We start from the raw sequence: 19,182 nt of genomic DNA, 5'->3' as shown, positions 1-19,182 counted from the left end.
TAAAAGACACGGCTTTAGCTCCAATCCAGTGGCTTAGCTAACACAAGCCCCAACACACCTATAATGCCCGCTAACGCAACACATAGCGCCGTCCAGTTGGCGGGTTTTACCCAGCGGTAGTGGCCCATCTCAAGGCGCAAGATTAACCAGCCAAAGCTGCCATGAGCGGCGACCATGGCCACTACGGCACCCAGCTTTAAGATCAGCCAGCCGCCCAACACACCATGGATGAGAAATAGCAGCGTGCCCGAGGCAATAGCCACTAAAGCGGCCGGGGTAGCGACTGAGTTATAAAAAAACCGCGGCATGGGCGGTGTGCCCTGAGCGAAGCCCGCGTCTTTGCGAAGCTGCAGTGCTTGGCTAAGCAAGGCGGGCAGATAAAGCAGTGAGCCGCACCAGATCACTAGCGCGGCAATGTGAAGCAGTTTAAGCCAAGGCATCGGGGCTTCCTTGCGTTGCGTAAGGCGGGGGCAGATCACCCCTAACCTTAGTCAAAGCACCCCTTTATGGCTAGCCGTTCAACTTACCTGGATCTCATAACCAGTGAATTTGCGGAGATTAATGACCCCACTATCAAGGATCAAATACTGCCCTTTGACGCCTTGCAGCACGCCTTCTACCAGCGGCTGTTTATCAAAGTTATGCGACACCACTTTTTTGGGAAAAACGCTGACGGGGTAGTGAAAATGTTGCGCTGGCTGTTCCAACAAGCGAATGGCGTCCGCACCATGGGTTTCGCGCAGTTGGTGCAACCCATCGGCTAGCAGGGTTAGCAAACGGTCACGCTCGGCACTTAAATCCATGGTTTCGACGTCGCCCTTGAGCATCGCACGCCAATTGGTGCGGTCGGCCACCTGCTCTTTAAACAGCATTTCGACAAAACCGGACTGCTGACGAGTATCCACTTCAAGAATCGGCAGCGCCTGGATCGCGCCTTGATCCAGCCAGCGGGTAGGCATTTGGGTTTTGCGAGTGATGCCGACTTTAAGCCCCGACGAGTTAGCCAAATAGACGATATGGGGCTGGAAGCAGTGCCGCTCGCCCCACTCCGGCTCACGGCAAGTGCCTTGGAAAAAGTGGCAGGTTTCCGGCTTCATAATGCAGGTATCGCACTGGGCTAGCCGCTTGAAGCAGGGGTAACAGTGGCCTTGGGCAAAGCTCTTCTTGGTTGCTCGCCCGCAGTGGGTACAGGCAATTGCTCCCGTCCACCGCAAACTAAGCGGCTCACCGATACGCTCGTTAAGCGCAACACGGTGCTCACCCGCGCGTAAGTGGTAAACCACCGGCTGATCTTGGCGGCCAGGTAGCGCTGCCGCCATTTTGCTTAAACAGCCCTGTACTGAAAAGCCCGGTACTGCCGCTTCAATCACGCGTGGCATCCCGTGCCAAACCCGCCATTTCAGGCGTTACGCCAGCACCGCTAGCCGCTGCACCGCAGGTACGCTGCTCTAAATACCCTACGCGACTCTCTTCCGGCACGTTGTTCTCCACCTCAAAGCGCATGACGGCTTCCAAGCAGAGTTCGGTCTGTTCCGGCGTTAAGCGGCGACCGTCGGGCCATTTGCGCAGCGATACCGCCTGTTTAAGGCTTTCATAAATCGCTGGGGTCATCTGGTTGATCATTTTTTCGAACGTCATTTCGCTCATTGCAGGCCTCTTAACGGTTTTTCAAACGGCGGGATGAATAATACCAGCCTGTGACAAGCCCCACGAGTAGACCGCCCAAATGTGCTTCATTAGCGACATTGCCAAAACCAACGCTGCCCGCCATATCAGTCATGGTGAACACCATCCAGCCGAGCATAAAGACCACCAGCATTTGCGGTACAAAGAAGCCGCTTTGGGGCACCCTGCGTGACATCAACCAAACGTGGGCCAGTAAGGCATATACCACCCCGGACATGCCACCGAATAGCACGGTGCCGGTCGCGTACTGCGCCACATTCGCGCCAACGCCCGCCACAATCAACAGCAGTAACATGGTACGGCTGCCTTGGAGTGCTTCAATCTGACGTCCGAAGTACCACACCCACATCAGGTTAAATATTAAATGCATCCAGCCAAAGTGCAGAAAAGCAGGCGATAAAAAGCGCCATACTTGTCCTGACGTAAGCGTTTGAGACAGATTACCGAAGACCAGCTCACCCCCTGAAATACCTATCGGCACGATGGTTAGAGTGACAATCAACTGGTCACCAAAAACACCAATCAGGGCAAATACCACCAGACTAATGACAATCATCAGCGCCGTTACCGGCACTTGCTTTAACGATGCCAAGAAGTTGGTCATGGTGCGCGGGCGCTGAGCAGCCTGATGAAGCACCAGGGGTTCGCCCCGCTGCCAGCGCTCTAGCAGTGCTTTAAGTTCGCCAAGCTGGCGTGGGTCGGCTATCCATAACAGTTGGCCGTCCGCTTCATCGGTAATGCGGTGACCAATGCGGTGGCGCCAGAGTGCTTGGCGAAGTTCACTGGTATCCGCGTGATCGGGCAGAAGCATCACTGGATGCATGACATCCCTCTAATCAAAGCGCTTGCGGCATGCTGACCGCAGCGGGTAGCTATTGAAGACAACTACTGAATGAACCACACGGTTGCCAACAAACAGGCAAAAAAAACCGGCGGTGGGAACCGCCGGAGAATAAAAGCAAGGGATCATTCAAGGGAACACTTACTCAGATGGCCAGCGGCAGGGTTAGTTCAGCCGTTTTGAAAAAAATATGTAATTTTATGTAACAAAATGAAACAACTGTTAATCAAAGTCGATTTCCCAGGGTTTGGGCAGCGCCCTTTCCTCTTTTGGTACCTTAATCCACACAAAATGGTCGGCATTTAATACTCTCTCACCACTCCAGCGATAAGCCACTAAACGCCCATATTTCACGGCACTGTAATCTAGGCAGGCAATATTATGTGTCGGCAGTGCCGGTATGCCTTCACACCAGTAGTGGCCGATAAACAACGGCGGCTGCTCTGGCCCGTAGTAGCTAAGTTTCTGGCGCTCTTCGTGGGTCAATGCGCGCGTTTCAAGGTCGCCGGGCAAGTTATCCGGTTGAAAGACGACATCACCCCACTGCTGAGGTGCCTGGGCCCAAAAGTGGGCGCGAAAGCTTTGTCTTGTAAAGCCATCGCCAGAGTGTATCGCAATACCTTTGGGTAGTGAGACATGAGGGCCCCGGGTGAGGCGGTCTAAAATTCGAAACGCCTGGGTTTTGGAGTTGGTGGACTCAATCAGAAACTGTGTGTCCATGCAGTAATCAGGGCGGCGCTGTTTCAGCTCTTCAATCAGCGCCTCATCCCAGCAGGCATGCACCACGCGGATACCATCGATTTCCAAGCACAAAGGGATGGTTTTAAACCACGCCAGGGTGTCTTCCCACTCGTTGGTGTAGTCGCGATACTGCTCTAGGGTGTCCTGAATAATACGATTATGCCGCGGCGTATGTTCGCGCAACCAGCGTTTGTGGCTACCTGCAGGCCCAGGATGGGTATACGCCAGGGCGTTATACTCGTGATTACCCATGACGATATACGCTTCGCCCTGCTCGACCATTCGCCGGGCAATGGTCACTGCCAGGCGAATTCTCGGGCCACGATCAATCAAATCACCGAGGAAAATCACTTTGCGACGCGGGTGGCGATAGACGCCGTTGCGCTGGTGGTAACCCAGCTTTTCCAGCAGAGAGGCGAGCGTAGCACCGCAGCCGTGGACATCCCCAATGAGGTCGTATCCCTCCATGCTCAATCCCCCAACCGGTGGCTCCAGCCTAATTTGCTGCGCAGCACTTCGTAAAAATTATGCCCGATGGGGTGCACCAGTTGGATACGCTCAGGCTTGCGGGTAATCACCAGCACATCGTTGGGCTTGGCTACCGCGCGAGTTTGTCCATCGCAGCTGATATGCGGGTAGGACTGGTTGGTTTCGCCAATGTGAATACGTATTTCACTAGCGGCATCGATCACAATGGGGCGACTCGACAGCGTATGCGGGAACATCGGCACCAGCGTCACAACATCCAGTTTGGGGTGCATGATCGGCCCGCCGCCAGAGAGTGCGTAGGCCGTAGAACCGGTAGGAGTGGCAACGATCAAGCCATCGCTGCGCTGGCTATACACAAACTGACCATCGATAAACAGCTCAAACTCTATCATGCGCACCGCTTTACCAGGGTGCAGCACGACTTCGTTCAAGGCATCGCCATTACCTACGGCAACGCCATTACGGTAGAGCACAGTATCGAGCAAAAAACGCTGTTCAACCTCAAACTCCCCCGCCAGCACTTCACTGACGCGGGTTTCCAACTCATCTGGGGAGATATCGGTAAGAAACCCCAAGCGGCCCCGATTAACGCCTAAAATCAGCGTACCGCTGCGGCATAGCGCACGCGCCGCGCCCAATAGACTACCATCGCCCCCTACCACAATCACCAAGTCACACAGCTCGCCCAGCATGCGGCGGCTGGCTTCCGGCTGACCATGGTGCGGTATGACAGTAGCGGTGCGATCTTCCACTAATACCGAGTAGTCATGGGCGACCAGGTAGGTTACCAACCGCTGAAGGGAGTCGACCACTTTGTCACTCCCCAGCCGACCAATCAGCCCAATAGTTTTAAAGGTTCTGCTTGATTGATCGCTGGAGGGCGCTGACTTAGCGTCTGCTGATAAGGTGTTGCTCATGGGCCGACTCTCGCTAACATAAGTCGCCATTATGGGGACACCTCAGCTATCGGGCAAATAGGCTTAGCTAACGGCTACCTGACGACGCTGGCACCACCAGTGATTGAGCCATAGGGAGGCGGCCATGATAAGTGCCCCCAACAGCAAACGCGGAATATCCGCATCGCGGTTCCAAATCACTAGATTGACGATTAGCCCCGCCGGCACCAGCGCATTATTCATAATCGCTAAAGTGCCTGCATCTACTTTGGTGGCGCCCTGGTTCCAGGCAAAATAGCCCACGCCAGAAGCCACTAGCCCCAACCATGCGAGCACGCCCCACTGTAGTGACGTGGTAGGCAGTGCTGCGCTGTTACCAAAGAGTAAATAAGCAGGCAGGGCCACGACCATCGCGCCAATAAAGAACCAACCAAACACGTTGTGCCACGCCAGGGTAGGTGGCAAATCAGCGGCTAAACGGCGATAGCCTACCTGACCAAGCGCGAAACAGAGGTTGGCCCCCTGCACAACTAAAAAGCCTGCCCAGAAACCGCTATCAACGCCGTCATAGCGAATCACCCCCGCCCCAACGACGGCGAGCAGTGCAGTCACGATATAAATCGGCGTAAAACGCCCAAACAGCAGATCATCCAGTAGCGCGATATAAATAGGCGTGAAGATAGTAAACAGCAGCACTTCAGGTACCGACAGCAGCAGAAAGGATTGATAGAAGAAGGTGTACATTACTCCCAGCTGTATAGCACCTAAGCCCATAAGCGCCAGCCGGTGCTTACCCCGCAGAAGGCTGGGTCTTAAAAAAGGCAGGAAGACCAGGGTAGCAAGCGTTACCCGCAAAAGTACTGCAAAGTAGCTGTCGACCTGGCCCGCCAAGTAGACGCCTATCAGCGAAAATGAGAACGCCCATAGCGCCGTGACGCCTATCAAATAACCCATCGTAAACCCCGGCTTGTAAATTAGTTTACCGGGATTATACGCACCTGGATCAGGCTGCCAAGTAGTTAACGTCTGCAAGGGTCTTTAGTTAACGCTGCAACCACCAAAAAGCATACACGACACCGGGCAGCCAGCCCGCTAGGGTTAGCAACACAGCTACCCCTACTCGCTTACGACCACCATTAGTTAGCCCCACCGCCAGCGGCGGCAATAGTAACGCAAGAGCATAGTAGGCGAATTTTAACGCTCCAGGCTCCGGGACAGTTTGTTCCACTTGCTCTAAGGGCGTCGCTTTAGGCGGCGTGGCTTTGGCAGACGCGGCTTCGGCAGGCGCTGGATCAACGTTAGACGTCGGAGTGAAGTGCTCCACTGAGCTGGAGGCTGGTTCAGCCGCGGCCTTAGCTGCCCGCTCCTGGGCAAGTCGGTGGGCTTCTTTATCAATTTTTTGCTCTAGGGTTTCAGCCCCTTCTGCCAGGTCATCGTGATAACGCTCCCAATCCTCCCAGTCGTGAGGCGTCCCCGATTTTGGCCGCTGGTGACCGGAACCCCGCGCACGCTCCCAGGCCTTCTCTTCCAAGGTATTTGGCCGGTCAGGGTCGCGGTCGAGCCCTACCCCTTTGCGGTTTAAGTACTCACGTGCATCCATGAGTAGCTCCTTATTTCGTTAACTTGCAGGTCATTTGAGCAGTTAGAAAATTAACAGCTTAGAAAATTCAGTACTTATAGCGTTGAAAAAACACGGCTTGCAGTTAGAACACAGCGGCTTAAATCGCCTACAGTGAAAGTGTTGAAGCTACTTTAGCACTTAGCGACGACTTATCAGTTCGCATAATTTGCGATACCCGATTTGCCATAGCGCTGAATACGATGAGCGAGGAGCGCCCACCATGAATAGAGCAACCCCTAGCATCGTCCGCGATATCATGTCCCGTGATTGCTACCGCGTTTCACCCAACGCCTCGATAACAACCTTGGCCAAGGGGCTGGCACTGCATCGCCTGCCTGGCGCACCGGTTGTGGATGAGAGTGATCGTTTAATCGGCTTTATTTCGGAGCAGGATGTCATGGGACGTGTGCTGGACAGCATTTATCATGACGATGAAGCGCCCCTGGTGAAAGAGATGATGCGCCACGAAGTGCTCAGCGTCTCTCCCAATAAAAGCATTACCGACCTAGCCCAGGAGATGCTAGGCCCTAAACCCAAAGTCTACCCAGTAGTGGAACAGCAGCGTCTAATAGGAATTGTGACACGACGTGATATCCTGGTAGCGCTGCTGGCTATACGTCGCCACTAGCAGAGTGCTTAACGGTTTCAAATCAGGTGTCGAAGAACAGTTGAGCTTTAGACAAAAAAAAGCCGCTACTCAAGAAGTAGCGGAAGCAAGGGATCAAAACAAAGAGCCAGGACAACAACTTTAGCGACTGCTATCGCGATGCTGCCTGTACATACTCAGACACGCTATGAAGTAAAAGTTCGCAAAAAAGTAAAATTTTCGACCCTAGCGGCGCCAAGCGTATAATAACGTAGCTATTTATTAACGGACGACGCCCAGGAGCAGAGCGAATGGCGCTGTATTTATTAGTGTTTGGAGTCTGCTTACTCGTGATTGGTGCGGTAATGCTGGTGCTGATGACGTCAAGCACCCCACGTTACCGTACTGAGCCTAAAGATTTACTGGCGCTGTTTGATAAAGCGCTCAGCAGCCAAGTGAGCGAAACCGAGTGGAACGCGATAATCGGTTACCCTATTCGGCACAACGAGTACTTGGACGGCATCAGACGCCGTGCCGCACACCTGATGGAACAGCACGGCCGCCGTTGGATGGTTGCCCAGGGCAAGCCGTTGCTCAATCAAGAGGGACAGGCAGAGCTTCAGGCCCTTCGCGACCATTTATCCGCCCACACTGCCCTTCGCCAGCAGTAGCTGTTGTGTTTTGAAGGCGTATTGCGGTTCAGGAGACCTAATGCAATTCAGGAGAACTGCATGCCCAGTACCATTCGACAAATACCGCTAGCTAGCGCTACACATCACCACACACATGATTTTCATCAGATTGTGATTACGCTATGCGGCTCTTCAGAATTTGAAATTGAAGGCTTGGGTGGGCGAGTAAATGCATTCTCGGGCTGTATCGTGCCCGCTAACCACGAACACTACTACTCAGGTTACGGCCATAACCGGCAGTTAATTTTCGATCTTCCCGAAGACGCCCCTGCGCTAACCGGTGAGAACCGCGAACTGGTAGCACTATTCGATGCCCCACGCTTTTTTGGCCTGGATAACGCACTACGCCACTACCTAGCGTTTATGCAGAGCGAACTTGCTCAAGGGTTGGATACATCGACAAACTCCTTTCAGCAAGACCGTTTAGCCGCCACACTTTTGGGTTCACTAAAAGCGCGCCTAGGTACTACCGCCAACAGTACGCAGCAGCGCTTGGATTTGACGCGTATTAACCGCTTTATTCGTCAACATCTCGCCGAAGACCTGCGCGTCGCTGATCTAGCGCGGCTAGCCTGTCTAAGCGAAGCGCATTTTTCCGACTGCTTCCGCGCTCAAACGGGGCTTTCGCCCTGGCAGTACGTCAAGCGCCAACGTCTACATGCGGCCCGTCAACTGATCCTGCAAAGCCGCTTGCCCCTCACCGATATTGCGATTCAAACCGGCTTTGCCAACCAAAGCGCGCTCTCTCATGCATTTCGCCGCAGTTACGGATTATCGCCGCGGAAATTACGCCAGGCAGATGTACCACCGATCTCAATTAACCCATCAAACGCTGCTTTAGGGTCAGTAGCAGGCCAGTAAAAACTCTACTAAAGTCGTATAAAGGCTACTCTTGCCGCGGAATTGACACGTTTTGCCCTGAAATCAACATACACCAAAGGTAGCTGCACTCTACATTCGCTTATTTGCTTGGGCGAAATGCCCTGTTACCCATTTGTTCTGTTCAGACTTTCGGGGGCTTCAATGCTCAATGCCAACCACATGCGTGACCCTGCCATCTGGCAAACCGATCTCGACACCCTCATGGCGTGCGTTAGCGACCACTACCTAGTGGACGAAAATAGTTACGTCAGTGAACTGATCGAGGTGCTGAATGCCAACCGCGAAGATTTCGCCCGCATTGAAGCCAATACCGCTGCGCTGGTTGAGGACGTCCGTAAGATGGACACGGCTGTCGATACCATCGACGAACTGTTACAGCAGTACAGCCTGGATACCCATGAAGGCCTGATGCTGATGTGCCTTGCGGAAGCTATGCTGCGCATCCCCGATAAAGCCACCGCCGACGCCTTGATCGAGGACAAACTCGGCCCCGCCGATTGGCAGTCTCACCTAGGTAAGAGCGAATCCTGGATGGTCAATGCCTCTACGTGGGGCTTATTGATGACTGGCCGCGTGCTGAAAATGGATCACCCCAAAGAGGGGCAGCCCGCCAGCTTTATTAATCGCATGGTCAATCGCATGGGCGAGCCGGTTATTCGCCGTGCCATGTACGAAGCGATGAAGATCATGGGCAAACAGTTTGTGCTGGGCCGCGATATCAATGAAGCCCTCAAGCGCTCCAAGCCACTGTTCAATAAAGGCTACACCTACTCTTACGATATGCTGGGTGAAGCTGCGCGCACCCGGGACGACGCACAGCGCTATTTTGACGACTACGCACGCGCGATCGAGCAAGTGGGAAAAACCTGCAAAACCTTAAGCGATAAGACCCCGGCGCCGTCGGTCTCCATCAAGCTCTCTGCGCTCCACCCCCGTTATGAGTTTGGCCGCCGTGAGCAGGTGCTAGCCGAGCTGGTCGACACCGTTATAAAGCTAGTGAGCAAGGCGCGCGAGCTGGATGTGGCCGTTACGATTGACGCTGAAGAGGTTGATCGCCTTGAGATTTCCCTAGAGGTCTTCCGCGCGGTTTACGAAAGCGCAGCCGCCAAAGGCTGGGGGCACTTTGGCTTGGTCGTCCAGGCTTACTCCAAGCGCGCCCTGCCGGTGCTGCACTACATCAATCGTTTGGCCGACCAGCAGGGGGATGAGATTCCGCTACGCTTGGTCAAAGGCGCCTATTGGGATACTGAAATCAAAGAGTCCCAGCAGCTCGGGGTTGACGGCTACCCAGTGTTTACCCGTAAAGCGGGCACCGATGTTGCCTACCTCGCCTGTGCACAGTTCCTGCTTTCTAACGATACCCGTGGGCGTATTTTCCCGCAGTTCGCGACCCACAACGCTCACACGGTGACGACGATTCTGGAGTTCGCCAACCGCGACAGCCGTCCGTTCGAATTTCAACGCCTACACGGCATGGGTGAAGCCCTTTATGACGCCGCGCTTGAGCGCGCACCGAAAGGCACCTACTGCCGCATTTATGCCCCGGTGGGAGCACATAAAGACCTACTGCCCTACCTGGTTCGTCGCCTGCTTGAGAACGGTGCCAACTCATCGTTTGTTCACCAGTTGGTCGACCCGGATGTACCGGTCAAGTCGCTGTGTCAGCACCCGGTTGAGACCCTGCATCAGCAGAAAAACCTGGCCAATGCGAACATTCCATTGCCCAAAGATATTTACGGCCCTAAACGACGCAACTCTCGCGGGGTCAACCTGAACATTCGCAGCCACTACTACCCGCTGATGGAGAAGATGGCCGCGTTTATGGACAGGCAGTACCCGGCCAAGCCGCTGCTGGCCTTTGATGTTGCCGACGACACGGCTAATACCCATAGCGTCACCAGCCCTTATGACCGCCGCAAAACCGTGGGCAGCGTGCAGTGGACTAGCAAAGAGCAGGCAACCAAGGCCCTGGATGCTGCCTGGGCCGCCTTCCCCCGCTGGGATGCTACGCCCGTGGCTGAACGTGCCGCTATCGTGCGTCGCCTGGGCGATTTGATGGAAGAGCATATGGCGGAACTAATGGCACTCTGCTCCCGGGAAGGTGGCAAGCTACTTACCGATGGCGTCGATGAGATCAGAGAAGCCGTCGACTTCTGCCGCTTCTATGCCATGCGCGCAGAAGAGGACTTTGGCGAAGCGATTGTGCTGCCCGGCCCCACCGGCGAATCCAACCGCTTGATGATGGGCGGCAAAGGCGTATTCGCGGCGATTAGCCCCTGGAACTTTCCAGTGGCAATTTTCTGTGGCCAGGTAGTGGCCGCGGCAGTGGCTGGTAACACCGTACTGGCCAAACCGGCGGAGCAGACCTCCATTATTGCCCACCGGGTCATAGAGCTGCTCTACGAAGCCGGTATGCCCCGGGATGTGGTTCAGCTACTGCCCGGCGATGGCCCGACGGTAGGCAGCGTGTTGACCTCCGACTCGCGGATTACCGGCGTGGTCTTTACGGGTGGCACTGACACCGCACAAATTATCAACCGCGCCCTGGCGGCAAGGGAGAACGCCCCGCTGCCCACGTTAATCGCCGAAACCGGCGGCATGAACGCCATGATTGTCGACTCCACTGCCCTGCCCGAGCAGGTCGTGGTGGATGTGGTTCAATCAGCCTTCCAGAGCGCCGGGCAGCGCTGTTCGGCACTGCGCGTATTGTATCTGCAAGACGATGTTGCCGACCGAGTGATCGAAATTCTCAAAGGCGCCATGAGCGAGCTACACATTGGCGACCCCCGCGAACTGGGAACCGATGTTGGTCCTGTCATCGACGAAGACGCCCGCAAAGGCCTGCTGGAGCATATCGAAAAACTCAAGGCTGAAAATCGCCTTGTCGCTGAAACGCCAATGGCCGCTGAGCATACCCAGGAGGGTACTTTCGTAGCCCCCGTCGCTTTCACTATCGACAGCATCGATGCGCTGACCCGCGAGCAGTTCGGGCCAATCCTGCATATCGTGCGCTACAAATCTAGCCAGCTTGATAAGGTCATCAACGACATCAACGGTCGCAACTACGGCCTGACGTTTGGCGTGCACAGCCGCAACGAATCGTTTGCCGCTGAAGTCGCCCAGAAAATGCGCGTGGGTAACGTGTACATCAACCGTAATATCATCGGTGCCGTGGTGGGCGTGCAGCCGTTTGGTGGTCAAGGCCTTTCAGGCACTGGCCCAAAAGCCGGCGGCCCTCACTATCTGCAGCGCTTTGTCACCGAGAAAACGATTACTAATAACACCGCCGCCTTAGGCGGGAATGCGTCGCTGTTGGCGCTAGGCGATGAGTGAACTACTCATCAACATCACTAACCTGAACTCCTGAACAGGAAACTATCTCATGGTCGAAAATAATATAGGGATCGTTACATACAAAGGCACCACAGACCTTTCTGTCTTCATCTATAGCGGGCTCACCAGGGCCAATAACATGGATATGAAAAGGGGCTAACAACAACAAGACTGCGCCACTACCGTACTCTTCTCGGTATGCGCACTAACCTGTCGGAGCTAGCTCCGTCCTGAATAATTGGAGAAGTTACATGGCTATAGGTGTTTGGATCAGTCTCATTGCGTACTTTGCGCTAATGGTTGCCATCGGTATTTATGCGATGCGCAAATCCACCTCTTCCTCTGAAGATTACATGCTGGGTGGTCGTACCCTCAGCCCAAAAGTAGCGGCCCTGTCGGCCGGTGCGTCAGATATGAGCGGCTGGTTGCTGCTGGGCTTGCCCGGTGCAATGTTCGTCTCGGGTTTAGGCTCGGCGTGGATCGGTATTGGTTTGCTCGTGGGGGCGTTATTCAACTGGATTCTAGTCGCCCCTCGTCTACGTGAACAGACGGTTCACTACGGCAACGCGATCACCATTCCGGCTTTCCTGGCAAACCGCTTCCCAACGCGGTCAATGTCACTGCGGACAGTCTCCGCTGTCGTCATCGTAATCTTTTTCGCAGTCTATACCGCGTCAGGCCTAGTGGCAGGCGGCAAGCTGTTTGAAAGCGCGTTTACTGGCATTTACAACTTCGGCGATATGAGCAACTACGCCATGGGGGTCATGATCACCCTGGGCGTGGTGCTTATTTATACGGTTGTCGGCGGCTTCCTGGCAGTGAGCATGACGGACTTCGTGCAAGGCTGCATCATGATGCTAGCGTTGGTGATCATGCCAGCGGTGGTGCTGTTTGGCGAAGGTGGCGGCGGCTTATCGCAGGCAACACAGACCCTGAATGAAGTCGATCCCACCCTGCTTTCCTGGACGTCGGGGCTGACCTTCATCGGGTGGCTGTCGGCTGTGACCTGGGGCCTGGGTTATTTCGGTCAGCCGCACATCATTGTGCGCTTCATGGCGATCCGCACACTCAAGGATGTGCCCATTGCCCGCAACATTGGCATGGGCTGGATGCTCATCTCGCTGATTGGTGCCGTTTCTTTGGGCATCTTCGGCCGGGCCTATGCGATCCGCAACGGTATTGATGTCCAAGATCCGGAAACGATCTTTATCATCCTGGCAGACCTACTGTTCCATCCGTTGATTACCGGCTTCCTCTATGCGGCGTTGCTTGCAGCGGTTATGAGCACCGTTTCAAGCCAGCTTCTGGTGGCCTCTTCGTCACTAACCGAAGACTTCTATCGCCTGTTCCTGCACAAGAACGCAACGGAAGCGCAGTGTGTCGCCGTAGGCCGTGTCTGTGTAGTACTTGTGGGCATTGTGGCAGCGGTTATTGCCTCTGACGAAAACTCCCAGGTTCTGGGGCTGGTCAGTAACGCTTGGGCAGGCTTCGGCGCCGCGTTTGGCCCGTTGATTATCTTGTCGTTGATGTGGTCACGCACCAATGGCAATGGCGCCATCGCAGGCATGGTCGTGGGTGCTCTCACCGTCATGATCTGGATCTCACTGGGCTGGAACGGTGAATTCCTGGGTGGTCCTGGCGTGTACGAGATTATTCCTGGCTTCATCGCGTCCTTCATCGCCATCATCGTAGTCAGCAATGCGACTGACGATGCCGGTGAATATCAGCATATCGAACGCAAGTAAGCGCTCAGCCACATTGAGCGTATCAAGAGGGCTCCCGCGGGAGCCCTCTTTAGGTTAGTTATTTTGTGTTGACTGCAAAAAGTATGACTACACCCTAACCGACGCAGCAACGCCTTAGTGTCGGCTAGCAAGGAGAGACCCTGTATGAACGACCATCTGCATAGCGACGTGAGTGATCTACGCTCACGCATTCGCACCAACTACGACGCCAACGAGGCAGATGTGCTGCACGGGCTGGTCGAGCGTATCAAGCTGTCGGAGGATGACCGCAAGAAGGTTGCCGCCGTTGGCGCCAACTACGTGGAGCGTGTGCGCAAGGAAAGGTCGCCCTCGATGATGGAGGCGTTCCTTGCCGAGTACGGGCTCTCGACCACTGAGGGCGTTGGCCTGATGTGTCTGGCAGAAGCGCTACTGCGCGTGCCCGATGCAGAAACCATCGACGACCTGATCCACGACAAGATCGAGCCCTCCGACTGGGGCGCCCACCTGGGTAAGTCCTCGTCATCAATGGTCAATGCCTCTACCTGGGCACTGCTGCTGACCGGTAAGGTGCTGGAAGAAGACCCCAAGGGCCCGACCCGAGCGCTGCGCGGCCTGGTGCGCCGGATGGGCGAACCGGTGGTACGCAAGGCGGTTGGCCAGTCGATGAAGATTCTCGGCCGCCAGTTCGTGCTTGGCCAGACCATCGAAGAAGGCATGAAGAATGCCCGCGAACTTGAGAAACAGGGCTATACCTACTCCTACGATATGCTGGGTGAAGCGGCACGCACCGACGAAGATGCCGTCCGCTATCACCAAGCTTATTCAGAGGCGATCACCGCGATTGCCGAGCAGGCCAAGGGCGATGTACGCGGTAGCCCCGGCATTTCGGTGAAGCTCTCGGCGCTACATCCGCGTTATGAGTACACACACCGTGACACGGTGATGACAGAGCTAGTGCCACGCGCCAAGGAGTTGGTGCAGCAGGCGGCCAAGGCCAATATCGGTTTCAATATCGACGCCGAAGAGCAGGATCGGTTGGATCTCTCCCTCGACGTGATCGAGGCCCTAATGGCCGACCCCAGCCTGGACGGATGGGACGGCTTTGGGGTCGTCGTGCAAGCCTACGGGCGCCGCGCCGCGCCGATGATCGAGACACTCTACGAGCTGGCCGAGCGGTTTGACCGCAAAATCATGGTGCGGCTGGTTAAGGGCGCCTACTGGGATACCGAGATCAAGCTCTCCCAGGAGATGGGGGTCAAGACCTTCCCGGTCTTCACCCGCAAGGTCAACACCGATGTCAGCTACATGGCCTGCGCGCAAATGCTTCTCGACCGACGCGACCGCATCTACCCGCAGTTCGCGACCCACAACGCCCACACCTGCGCCGCCGTTGTAGAAATGGCGGGCAGCGATAAGGACAGCTACGAGTTCCAGCGCCTGCATGGTATGGGCGAATCGCTGCACCACATCGTTAAAGAGTCGGAAGGCACCCACTGCCGCATCTACGCCCCGGTCGGCGCGCACCGCGACCTGCTGGCCTATCTAGTACGCCGCCTGCTGGAGAACGGCGCAAACTCCTCGTTCGTCAACCAGGTGGTGGATAGCTCGATTCCGCCCAGCGAGGTCTCAAAAGATCCCATTGAAGGGTTTAAGCAACTCGGCAACGACGTTTCAAGCCCGTTGATCCACCAGCCCAGCGAGCTGTTTGAGCCCGACCGCAAGAATTCCAAGGGCTACCGCATCAACGAACCCGCTTCGATTTTGCCGCTGCTCAATGCCCGCGAAGCATTTGCCGACGCCACCTGGACCGCAGGCCCCATGCTGGTGGGCAGCCCCGCTCCCCAGGGCCCGGCGCGCGATGCCGTCTCCCCCGCCGACGGCTCTCGGGTGATCGGCAAGGTGCATGAAGCCACCCCGGAAGAGGTCGCCACTGCCCTCGACGCCGCCGAGCAAGGCTTCAAAGAGTGGTCGGCGCGCCCGGCAGCCGAACGCGCCGCGGTACTCCGACGCACCGCCGACCTCTACGAGGAACACATTGCCGAGCTGACCGTGATCGCCACCCGCGAAGCGGGCAAGATGATGTTCGATGGTATTGCCGAAGTGCGCGAAGCGGTGGATTTCCTGCGTTATTACGCCAACGAGGGCGAGCGGCTGGAAGCGGAAGAGCCCGGCAGCGCCCGCGGCATCTTCGTCTGCATCAGCCCGTGGAACTTTCCCCTGGCCATCACCACCGGCCAGATCGCTGCCGCCTTGGTTGCTGGCAACGCGGTGCTCGCCAAGCCCGCCGAGCAGACGCCCCTGATCGCCGCCCGCGCCGTCGAGCTGATGCGTGAGGCTGGCCTACCGGAAGCGGCACTACAGTTGCTTCCTGGCGACGGCCCAACGGTGGGCGGCCCGCTAACCAGCGATCCACGTATCGCTGGCGTCTGCTTCACCGGCTCGACCCCGGTGGCACAGATCATCCACAAGGCTCTGGCGGACAACGCAGGCCCCGACGCCGTACTGATCGCCGAGACCGGTGGTTTGAACTCCATGATCGTGGACTCCACGGCGCTGACCGAGCAAGCGGTGCGCGATATCCTGATCTCCTCCTTCCAGTCGGCTGGCCAGCGCTGTTCGGCACTGCGCATGCTGTATGTCCAGGAAGAGGCCCGCGACCGGTTGCTCAACATGCTCTACGGTGCCATGGACGCGCTCACCATTGGCGACCCCTGGAACACCGATACCGACGTTTCGCCAGTGATCGACGTCGATGCCCAACAGGAAATCAGCGACTACGTGGCGTCGAATGAGAAAGCTGGCAAAGTGCTGAAGAAGCTGTCCGCGCCGGACACCGGTACCTTTGTCACCCCGGCGGTGATCGAGGTTGGAGGTATTGAAGATCTCGAACGTGAAATCTTCGGCCCGGTGCTGCACGTGGCCACCTTCAAGGCGCGGGATATCGACAAGGTCGTCGACGACATCAATGGCAAGGGCTACGGGCTGACCTTCGGCCTGCATACCCGCATCGACGACCGCGTGCAGCAGATCGTCGAGCGCATCCATGTCGGTAACGTCTACGTCAACCGTAACCAGATCGGCGCTATCGTTGGCTCTCAGCCGTTCGGCGGCGAGGGCCTCTCAGGTACCGGGCCCAAGGCTGGCGGCCCGCTCTACGTCAATCGCTTCCGCCGCACCGCTGACGCCGAGCGCCACGAGACGCCTGAGGGGAAAACCGTATCACTCGGCGATCTCCAATCGGCCATCGACGGGCTGGATGCGCGTAACTGGGCGGTACGTCCCAATCGCATCGAGGTACTGCGCAAGGCACTCTCCGGCAAAGGCGGCGTGATCCGCAAGGCACTTGCCGAAACAGCAGCGTTGGACATGACGCCACAGACACTGCCGGGACCGACAGGTGAAAGCAACCGCCTGGCCATGTATCCGAAGGGAGTGGTTCTGTGCCTAGGGCCGACGCTGGATATCGCCATTGCTCAAGCAGCACAGGCCCTAGGCGCGGGCTGTGCCGCTGTCATAGTCGCACCAGGTGCCGAACAAGCCGTGAAGCCGCTGATCGATGCCGGAGTACCGGTGGCCGGGCTTGATGGAAGCGTCTCGGCCGAGACACTGAGCGAAGTCAAAGGCATTGCGGCGGTCACCGCCGCTGGCAACAGCGACTGGACGCGTGAACTGCGCATTGCGCTGGCCAAGCGCGACGGCGCCATCATACCACTCGAGACCCAGACCATCTCGCCGGATCGCTACGTGGTGGAACGCCATCTGTGCATCGACACAACCGCAGCGGGCGGTAACGCCAGCCTGCTGGCAACGGCTGAATAGGTCGGCGCTAAATGGTAGGTGCTTAGGGATCGGTGCCTAGGAGGTGAGCGACTCATTGAGCTCGCTCGCCCTCCTCCCAGACTGTCCCAGGAATCAATAGTTAGCCACTACTTGTTAGTGGCTTTTTTTATCTAACGAACGGTTTTTTTGGCAATAGCGGCTGGTGATGCATTATTCGAAGTGGCTCCAGAGCCGAAGAACTTTTATCACTCGCTCGTCCTCAAGCACTTGGTAGACTAGGCGATGCTGGATGTTGATCCGGCGTGAGTAGGCGCCAGCAAGATCACCAATGAGCTTCTCAAACGGAGGCGGCTTACGGTAGGGGTCTTCTGCAATCAGTACCAGTAAATCCTGGGCTTTTGGCTTGAGGCCGCTGGAGGCCAGTTTCTTCGCATCTTTTTGGGCTTGTTTGGTGTAAACCAACTTCCATGTCACCAGTCCAGCTCCTCACCGCATTCATCTAGGGGGGTATTTATCCCCTCACGAATAGACTCCCGCATACCTGGCACGGAGAGCAGGTAAAGTGTTTCCTGAATCGCCGACCAGTCTTCCTCGGATACCAAGACAGCTTTGTTCCGCTTGCCCATGATGACGATGGGCTGGTGAGACTCGGCAGTTTCGTCGATCAACCGATAAAGATTGCTGCGCGCCTCAGTTGCTGTGATTCCGGTCATGACGCCCTCTTGCACATTCAATTTTCTAACAATGTACGCCTTTGGGTACGTACGTCAAGACGAACGTTGTGCATAACACCGTCAGAATACGTCTTTCGCGTGTATGGCCCTGATACTCATTGAGCCTTTTCTCCCGGTTTCGTGGTAGCGGCCTTGTAACATATTGCCCCAAATAAGGCCTCATAGACCTCATCGATAGAACTGAAATTTTTAAACCAACCTTTTGGCAAAACCCTTCCGCCAAACTTATACTGGTCCACTAATTCTAAGTCAGGGATGATATTGCCCAGACCTTCCACTGAAAATCCTAGTCGCGTGTTATCTACTGATTCGCTGCTAACCAATGGATACAACTCGAATACAAACCCCGCATTTTCTGACGAGTAATGCACTGGCCCACAGCCATGCTGCTCTTCCACGAAGCTGAAACCGAGCTGCTCATAGAACTGCTTGCTGGCCCGCAAATCGCTGCACCGTAGTACGAACAAATCAAGTTTCATAATTCACCAAAATGACATAACGCTGCAACGTGCGCGGCTTTGTAATAAAGGCGCAGCCGCAACGTACAAGCAGTCGCTGTACCTGCGGCTATTATCCATTTGCCGAAATTACAGTTATGTTAAACCCTTCATCAGGTGTGGGCGCAACAAAGTACTTTGTAACCTGCTCAAACATCTCTTCAGTATCCGTTGCCGCTCTCTGCGGTTGTTCTGCACGCCTTTTGGCTATCTGCTCTAAGCAGGTATCATTTGGCTGGTCAATGTAAATTAGCTCATGGGGAGCCTGAATCTCTGAAAAGACACTTCTAAGCCATTTTCGTTGCGGAATCGTATTTGCAGGAAAGTCCATTACCACATTAGTGCCTGACGCCAAGATCGACTGAGCCAGCTTCTTCATTTGAGGCTTGAGCCGTCCAGCATATTTTACGTAATCTTCCAGTGTCTTAATGCTATCGGGATAAACCGACGCAAGCCACTCGTCTTCTGAAAGCAGTACGGCGTTTCGTTCTTGGGAAACTTCAAGAGACTTTGTAGTTTTCCCTGCCCCCATTTTCCCGCAGAAAAATGTCAACACTCCTTTCTTCATTTCTTGCCTCGTATTGCATAGCAGTTTATTTCTGCGCATACGTATTTTCCTAGAAAGCGTAACACCATAAAAAAACTCCAATGTGTTAATAGTAATGGGCAAATTACCA

Annotated in this window: 18 protein-coding genes; 6 read left to right on the top strand and 12 right to left on the bottom strand. The window is 55.6% G+C overall.

The window, feature by feature from the left end:
• Positions 1 to 14 precede the first annotated feature (14 nt).
• The 8 genes from HALA3H3_RS18245 to HALA3H3_RS18210 all read right to left on the bottom strand — a co-directional run bounded on the left by HALA3H3_RS18245 (position 15) and on the right by HALA3H3_RS18210 (position 6,253).
• Positions 15 to 440, bottom strand: a complete 426-nt coding sequence (locus tag HALA3H3_RS18245) for a CopD family protein (protein WP_022522998.1) — start codon at positions 438 to 440, stop codon at positions 15 to 17.
• 78 nt (positions 441 to 518) lie between these two features.
• Positions 519 to 1,379, bottom strand: coding sequence for a DUF2797 domain-containing protein (locus tag HALA3H3_RS18240; protein WP_051430530.1), 861 nt, complete (start codon positions 1,377 to 1,379; stop codon positions 519 to 521).
• Positions 1,363 to 1,647, bottom strand: coding sequence for a YeaC family protein (locus HALA3H3_RS18235; RefSeq protein ID WP_022522996.1), 285 nt, complete (start codon positions 1,645 to 1,647; stop codon positions 1,363 to 1,365). Before HALA3H3_RS18235 ends, HALA3H3_RS18240 begins: the two co-directional genes overlap by 17 nt.
• Before the next feature lie 10 nt (positions 1,648 to 1,657).
• The gene (locus HALA3H3_RS18230; protein WP_009287098.1) at positions 1,658 to 2,509 is read right to left on the bottom strand and encodes a rhomboid family intramembrane serine protease; all 852 of its coding nucleotides are present in this window, start codon (positions 2,507 to 2,509) and stop codon (positions 1,658 to 1,660) included.
• Between the two features lie 240 nt (positions 2,510 to 2,749).
• Positions 2,750 to 3,736: a metallophosphoesterase gene (locus HALA3H3_RS18225; protein WP_027958679.1), complete on the bottom strand. Its 987-nt coding sequence runs from the start codon at positions 3,734 to 3,736 to the stop codon at positions 2,750 to 2,752.
• 2 nt (positions 3,737 to 3,738) lie between these two features.
• On the bottom strand, positions 3,739 to 4,674 hold the full coding sequence (locus HALA3H3_RS18220) for an NAD(+) kinase (RefSeq protein ID WP_039859209.1): 936 nt from the start codon (positions 4,672 to 4,674) through the stop codon (positions 3,739 to 3,741).
• Between the two features lie 63 nt (positions 4,675 to 4,737).
• Positions 4,738 to 5,607 carry a carboxylate/amino acid/amine transporter gene (locus HALA3H3_RS18215; RefSeq protein ID WP_022522995.1) on the bottom strand — a complete coding sequence of 290 codons (870 nt, stop codon included), beginning with the start codon at positions 5,605 to 5,607 and terminating at the stop codon, positions 4,738 to 4,740.
• Positions 5,608 to 5,695: 88 nt separating this feature from the next.
• Positions 5,696 to 6,253, bottom strand: coding sequence for a YqaE/Pmp3 family membrane protein (locus HALA3H3_RS18210; RefSeq protein ID WP_022522994.1), 558 nt, complete (start codon positions 6,251 to 6,253; stop codon positions 5,696 to 5,698).
• 241 nt (positions 6,254 to 6,494) lie between these two features.
• On the opposite strand from HALA3H3_RS18210, the gene HALA3H3_RS18205 reads away from it, so the two are divergent.
• The 6 genes from HALA3H3_RS18205 (at position 6,495) to putA (HALA3H3_RS18180) (ending at position 17,313) form a co-directional block, all read left to right on the top strand.
• Positions 6,495 to 6,902 carry a CBS domain-containing protein gene (locus HALA3H3_RS18205; protein ID WP_022522993.1) on the top strand — a complete coding sequence of 136 codons (408 nt, stop codon included), beginning with the start codon at positions 6,495 to 6,497 and terminating at the stop codon, positions 6,900 to 6,902.
• Between the two features lie 269 nt (positions 6,903 to 7,171).
• Positions 7,172 to 7,531: a hypothetical protein gene (locus HALA3H3_RS18200; RefSeq protein WP_022522992.1), complete on the top strand. Its 360-nt coding sequence runs from the start codon at positions 7,172 to 7,174 to the stop codon at positions 7,529 to 7,531.
• Between the two features lie 60 nt (positions 7,532 to 7,591).
• Positions 7,592 to 8,413 carry an AraC family transcriptional regulator gene (locus tag HALA3H3_RS18195; protein ID WP_022522991.1) on the top strand — a complete coding sequence of 274 codons (822 nt, stop codon included), beginning with the start codon at positions 7,592 to 7,594 and terminating at the stop codon, positions 8,411 to 8,413.
• 162 nt (positions 8,414 to 8,575) lie between these two features.
• Positions 8,576 to 11,767: a bifunctional proline dehydrogenase/L-glutamate gamma-semialdehyde dehydrogenase PutA gene (gene putA, locus HALA3H3_RS18190; protein WP_022522990.1), complete on the top strand. Its 3,192-nt coding sequence runs from the start codon at positions 8,576 to 8,578 to the stop codon at positions 11,765 to 11,767.
• Positions 11,768 to 12,018: 251 nt separating this feature from the next.
• Positions 12,019 to 13,512 carry a sodium/proline symporter PutP gene (gene putP / locus HALA3H3_RS18185; protein ID WP_009287104.1) on the top strand — a complete coding sequence of 498 codons (1,494 nt, stop codon included), beginning with the start codon at positions 12,019 to 12,021 and terminating at the stop codon, positions 13,510 to 13,512.
• A gap of 144 nt (positions 13,513 to 13,656) precedes the next feature.
• The gene (gene putA / locus HALA3H3_RS18180) at positions 13,657 to 17,313 is read left to right on the top strand and encodes a bifunctional proline dehydrogenase/L-glutamate gamma-semialdehyde dehydrogenase PutA (RefSeq protein WP_022522988.1); all 3,657 of its coding nucleotides are present in this window, start codon (positions 13,657 to 13,659) and stop codon (positions 17,311 to 17,313) included.
• Between the two features lie 171 nt (positions 17,314 to 17,484).
• Here putA (HALA3H3_RS18180) and HALA3H3_RS18175 read toward each other — a convergent pair whose 3' ends face one another.
• From HALA3H3_RS18175 to HALA3H3_RS18160, 4 genes are all read right to left on the bottom strand, one after another.
• Complete coding sequence (locus tag HALA3H3_RS18175) at positions 17,485 to 17,748, bottom strand: Txe/YoeB family addiction module toxin (protein ID WP_022522987.1); 264 nt, start codon at positions 17,746 to 17,748, stop codon at positions 17,485 to 17,487.
• Positions 17,745 to 17,987 carry a type II toxin-antitoxin system Phd/YefM family antitoxin gene (locus HALA3H3_RS18170; RefSeq protein ID WP_022522986.1) on the bottom strand — a complete coding sequence of 81 codons (243 nt, stop codon included), beginning with the start codon at positions 17,985 to 17,987 and terminating at the stop codon, positions 17,745 to 17,747. Before HALA3H3_RS18170 ends, HALA3H3_RS18175 begins: the two co-directional genes overlap by 4 nt.
• A 116-nt stretch (positions 17,988 to 18,103) precedes the next feature.
• The gene (locus tag HALA3H3_RS18165; RefSeq protein ID WP_022522985.1) at positions 18,104 to 18,487 is read right to left on the bottom strand and encodes a VOC family protein; all 384 of its coding nucleotides are present in this window, start codon (positions 18,485 to 18,487) and stop codon (positions 18,104 to 18,106) included.
• A 91-nt stretch (positions 18,488 to 18,578) separates the two neighbouring features.
• The gene (locus HALA3H3_RS18160) at positions 18,579 to 19,073 is read right to left on the bottom strand and encodes an AAA family ATPase (protein ID WP_022522984.1); all 495 of its coding nucleotides are present in this window, start codon (positions 19,071 to 19,073) and stop codon (positions 18,579 to 18,581) included.
• Positions 19,074 to 19,182 lie beyond the last annotated feature (109 nt).

This window comes from Halomonas sp. A3H3 (assembly GCF_000982975.1).
GTDB lineage: Bacteria > Pseudomonadota > Gammaproteobacteria > Pseudomonadales > Halomonadaceae > Vreelandella > Vreelandella titanicae.
Note: the sequence above shows the minus strand (reverse complement) of the source record. Positions and strands in the feature narration are given on the sequence as shown.

Coding starts and splice junctions, on each gene's coding strand:
- HALA3H3_RS18245 (WP_022522998.1), bottom strand. CDS start 440: ATGCCTTGGCTTAAACTGCTTCACATTGCCGCGCTAGTGATCTGGTGC.
- HALA3H3_RS18240 (WP_051430530.1), bottom strand. CDS start 1,379: ATGCCACGCGTGATTGAAGCGGCAGTACCGGGCTTTTCAGTACAGGGC.
- HALA3H3_RS18235 (WP_022522996.1), bottom strand. CDS start 1,647: ATGAGCGAAATGACGTTCGAAAAAATGATCAACCAGATGACCCCAGCG.
- HALA3H3_RS18230 (WP_009287098.1), bottom strand. CDS start 2,509: ATGCATCCAGTGATGCTTCTGCCCGATCACGCGGATACCAGTGAACTT.
- HALA3H3_RS18225 (WP_027958679.1), bottom strand. CDS start 3,736: ATGGAGGGATACGACCTCATTGGGGATGTCCACGGCTGCGGTGCTACG.
- HALA3H3_RS18220 (WP_039859209.1), bottom strand. CDS start 4,674: ATGAGCAACACCTTATCAGCAGACGCTAAGTCAGCGCCCTCCAGCGAT.
- HALA3H3_RS18215 (WP_022522995.1), bottom strand. CDS start 5,607: ATGGGTTATTTGATAGGCGTCACGGCGCTATGGGCGTTCTCATTTTCG.
- HALA3H3_RS18210 (WP_022522994.1), bottom strand. CDS start 6,253: ATGGATGCACGTGAGTACTTAAACCGCAAAGGGGTAGGGCTCGACCGC.
- HALA3H3_RS18205 (WP_022522993.1), top strand. CDS start 6,495: ATGAATAGAGCAACCCCTAGCATCGTCCGCGATATCATGTCCCGTGAT.
- HALA3H3_RS18200 (WP_022522992.1), top strand. CDS start 7,172: ATGGCGCTGTATTTATTAGTGTTTGGAGTCTGCTTACTCGTGATTGGT.
- HALA3H3_RS18195 (WP_022522991.1), top strand. CDS start 7,592: ATGCCCAGTACCATTCGACAAATACCGCTAGCTAGCGCTACACATCAC.
- putA (WP_022522990.1), top strand. CDS start 8,576: ATGCTCAATGCCAACCACATGCGTGACCCTGCCATCTGGCAAACCGAT.
- putP (WP_009287104.1), top strand. CDS start 12,019: ATGGCTATAGGTGTTTGGATCAGTCTCATTGCGTACTTTGCGCTAATG.
- putA (WP_022522988.1), top strand. CDS start 13,657: ATGAACGACCATCTGCATAGCGACGTGAGTGATCTACGCTCACGCATT.
- HALA3H3_RS18170 (WP_022522986.1), bottom strand. CDS start 17,987: ATGACCGGAATCACAGCAACTGAGGCGCGCAGCAATCTTTATCGGTTG.
- HALA3H3_RS18165 (WP_022522985.1), bottom strand. CDS start 18,487: ATGAAACTTGATTTGTTCGTACTACGGTGCAGCGATTTGCGGGCCAGC.
- HALA3H3_RS18160 (WP_022522984.1), bottom strand. CDS start 19,073: ATGAAGAAAGGAGTGTTGACATTTTTCTGCGGGAAAATGGGGGCAGGG.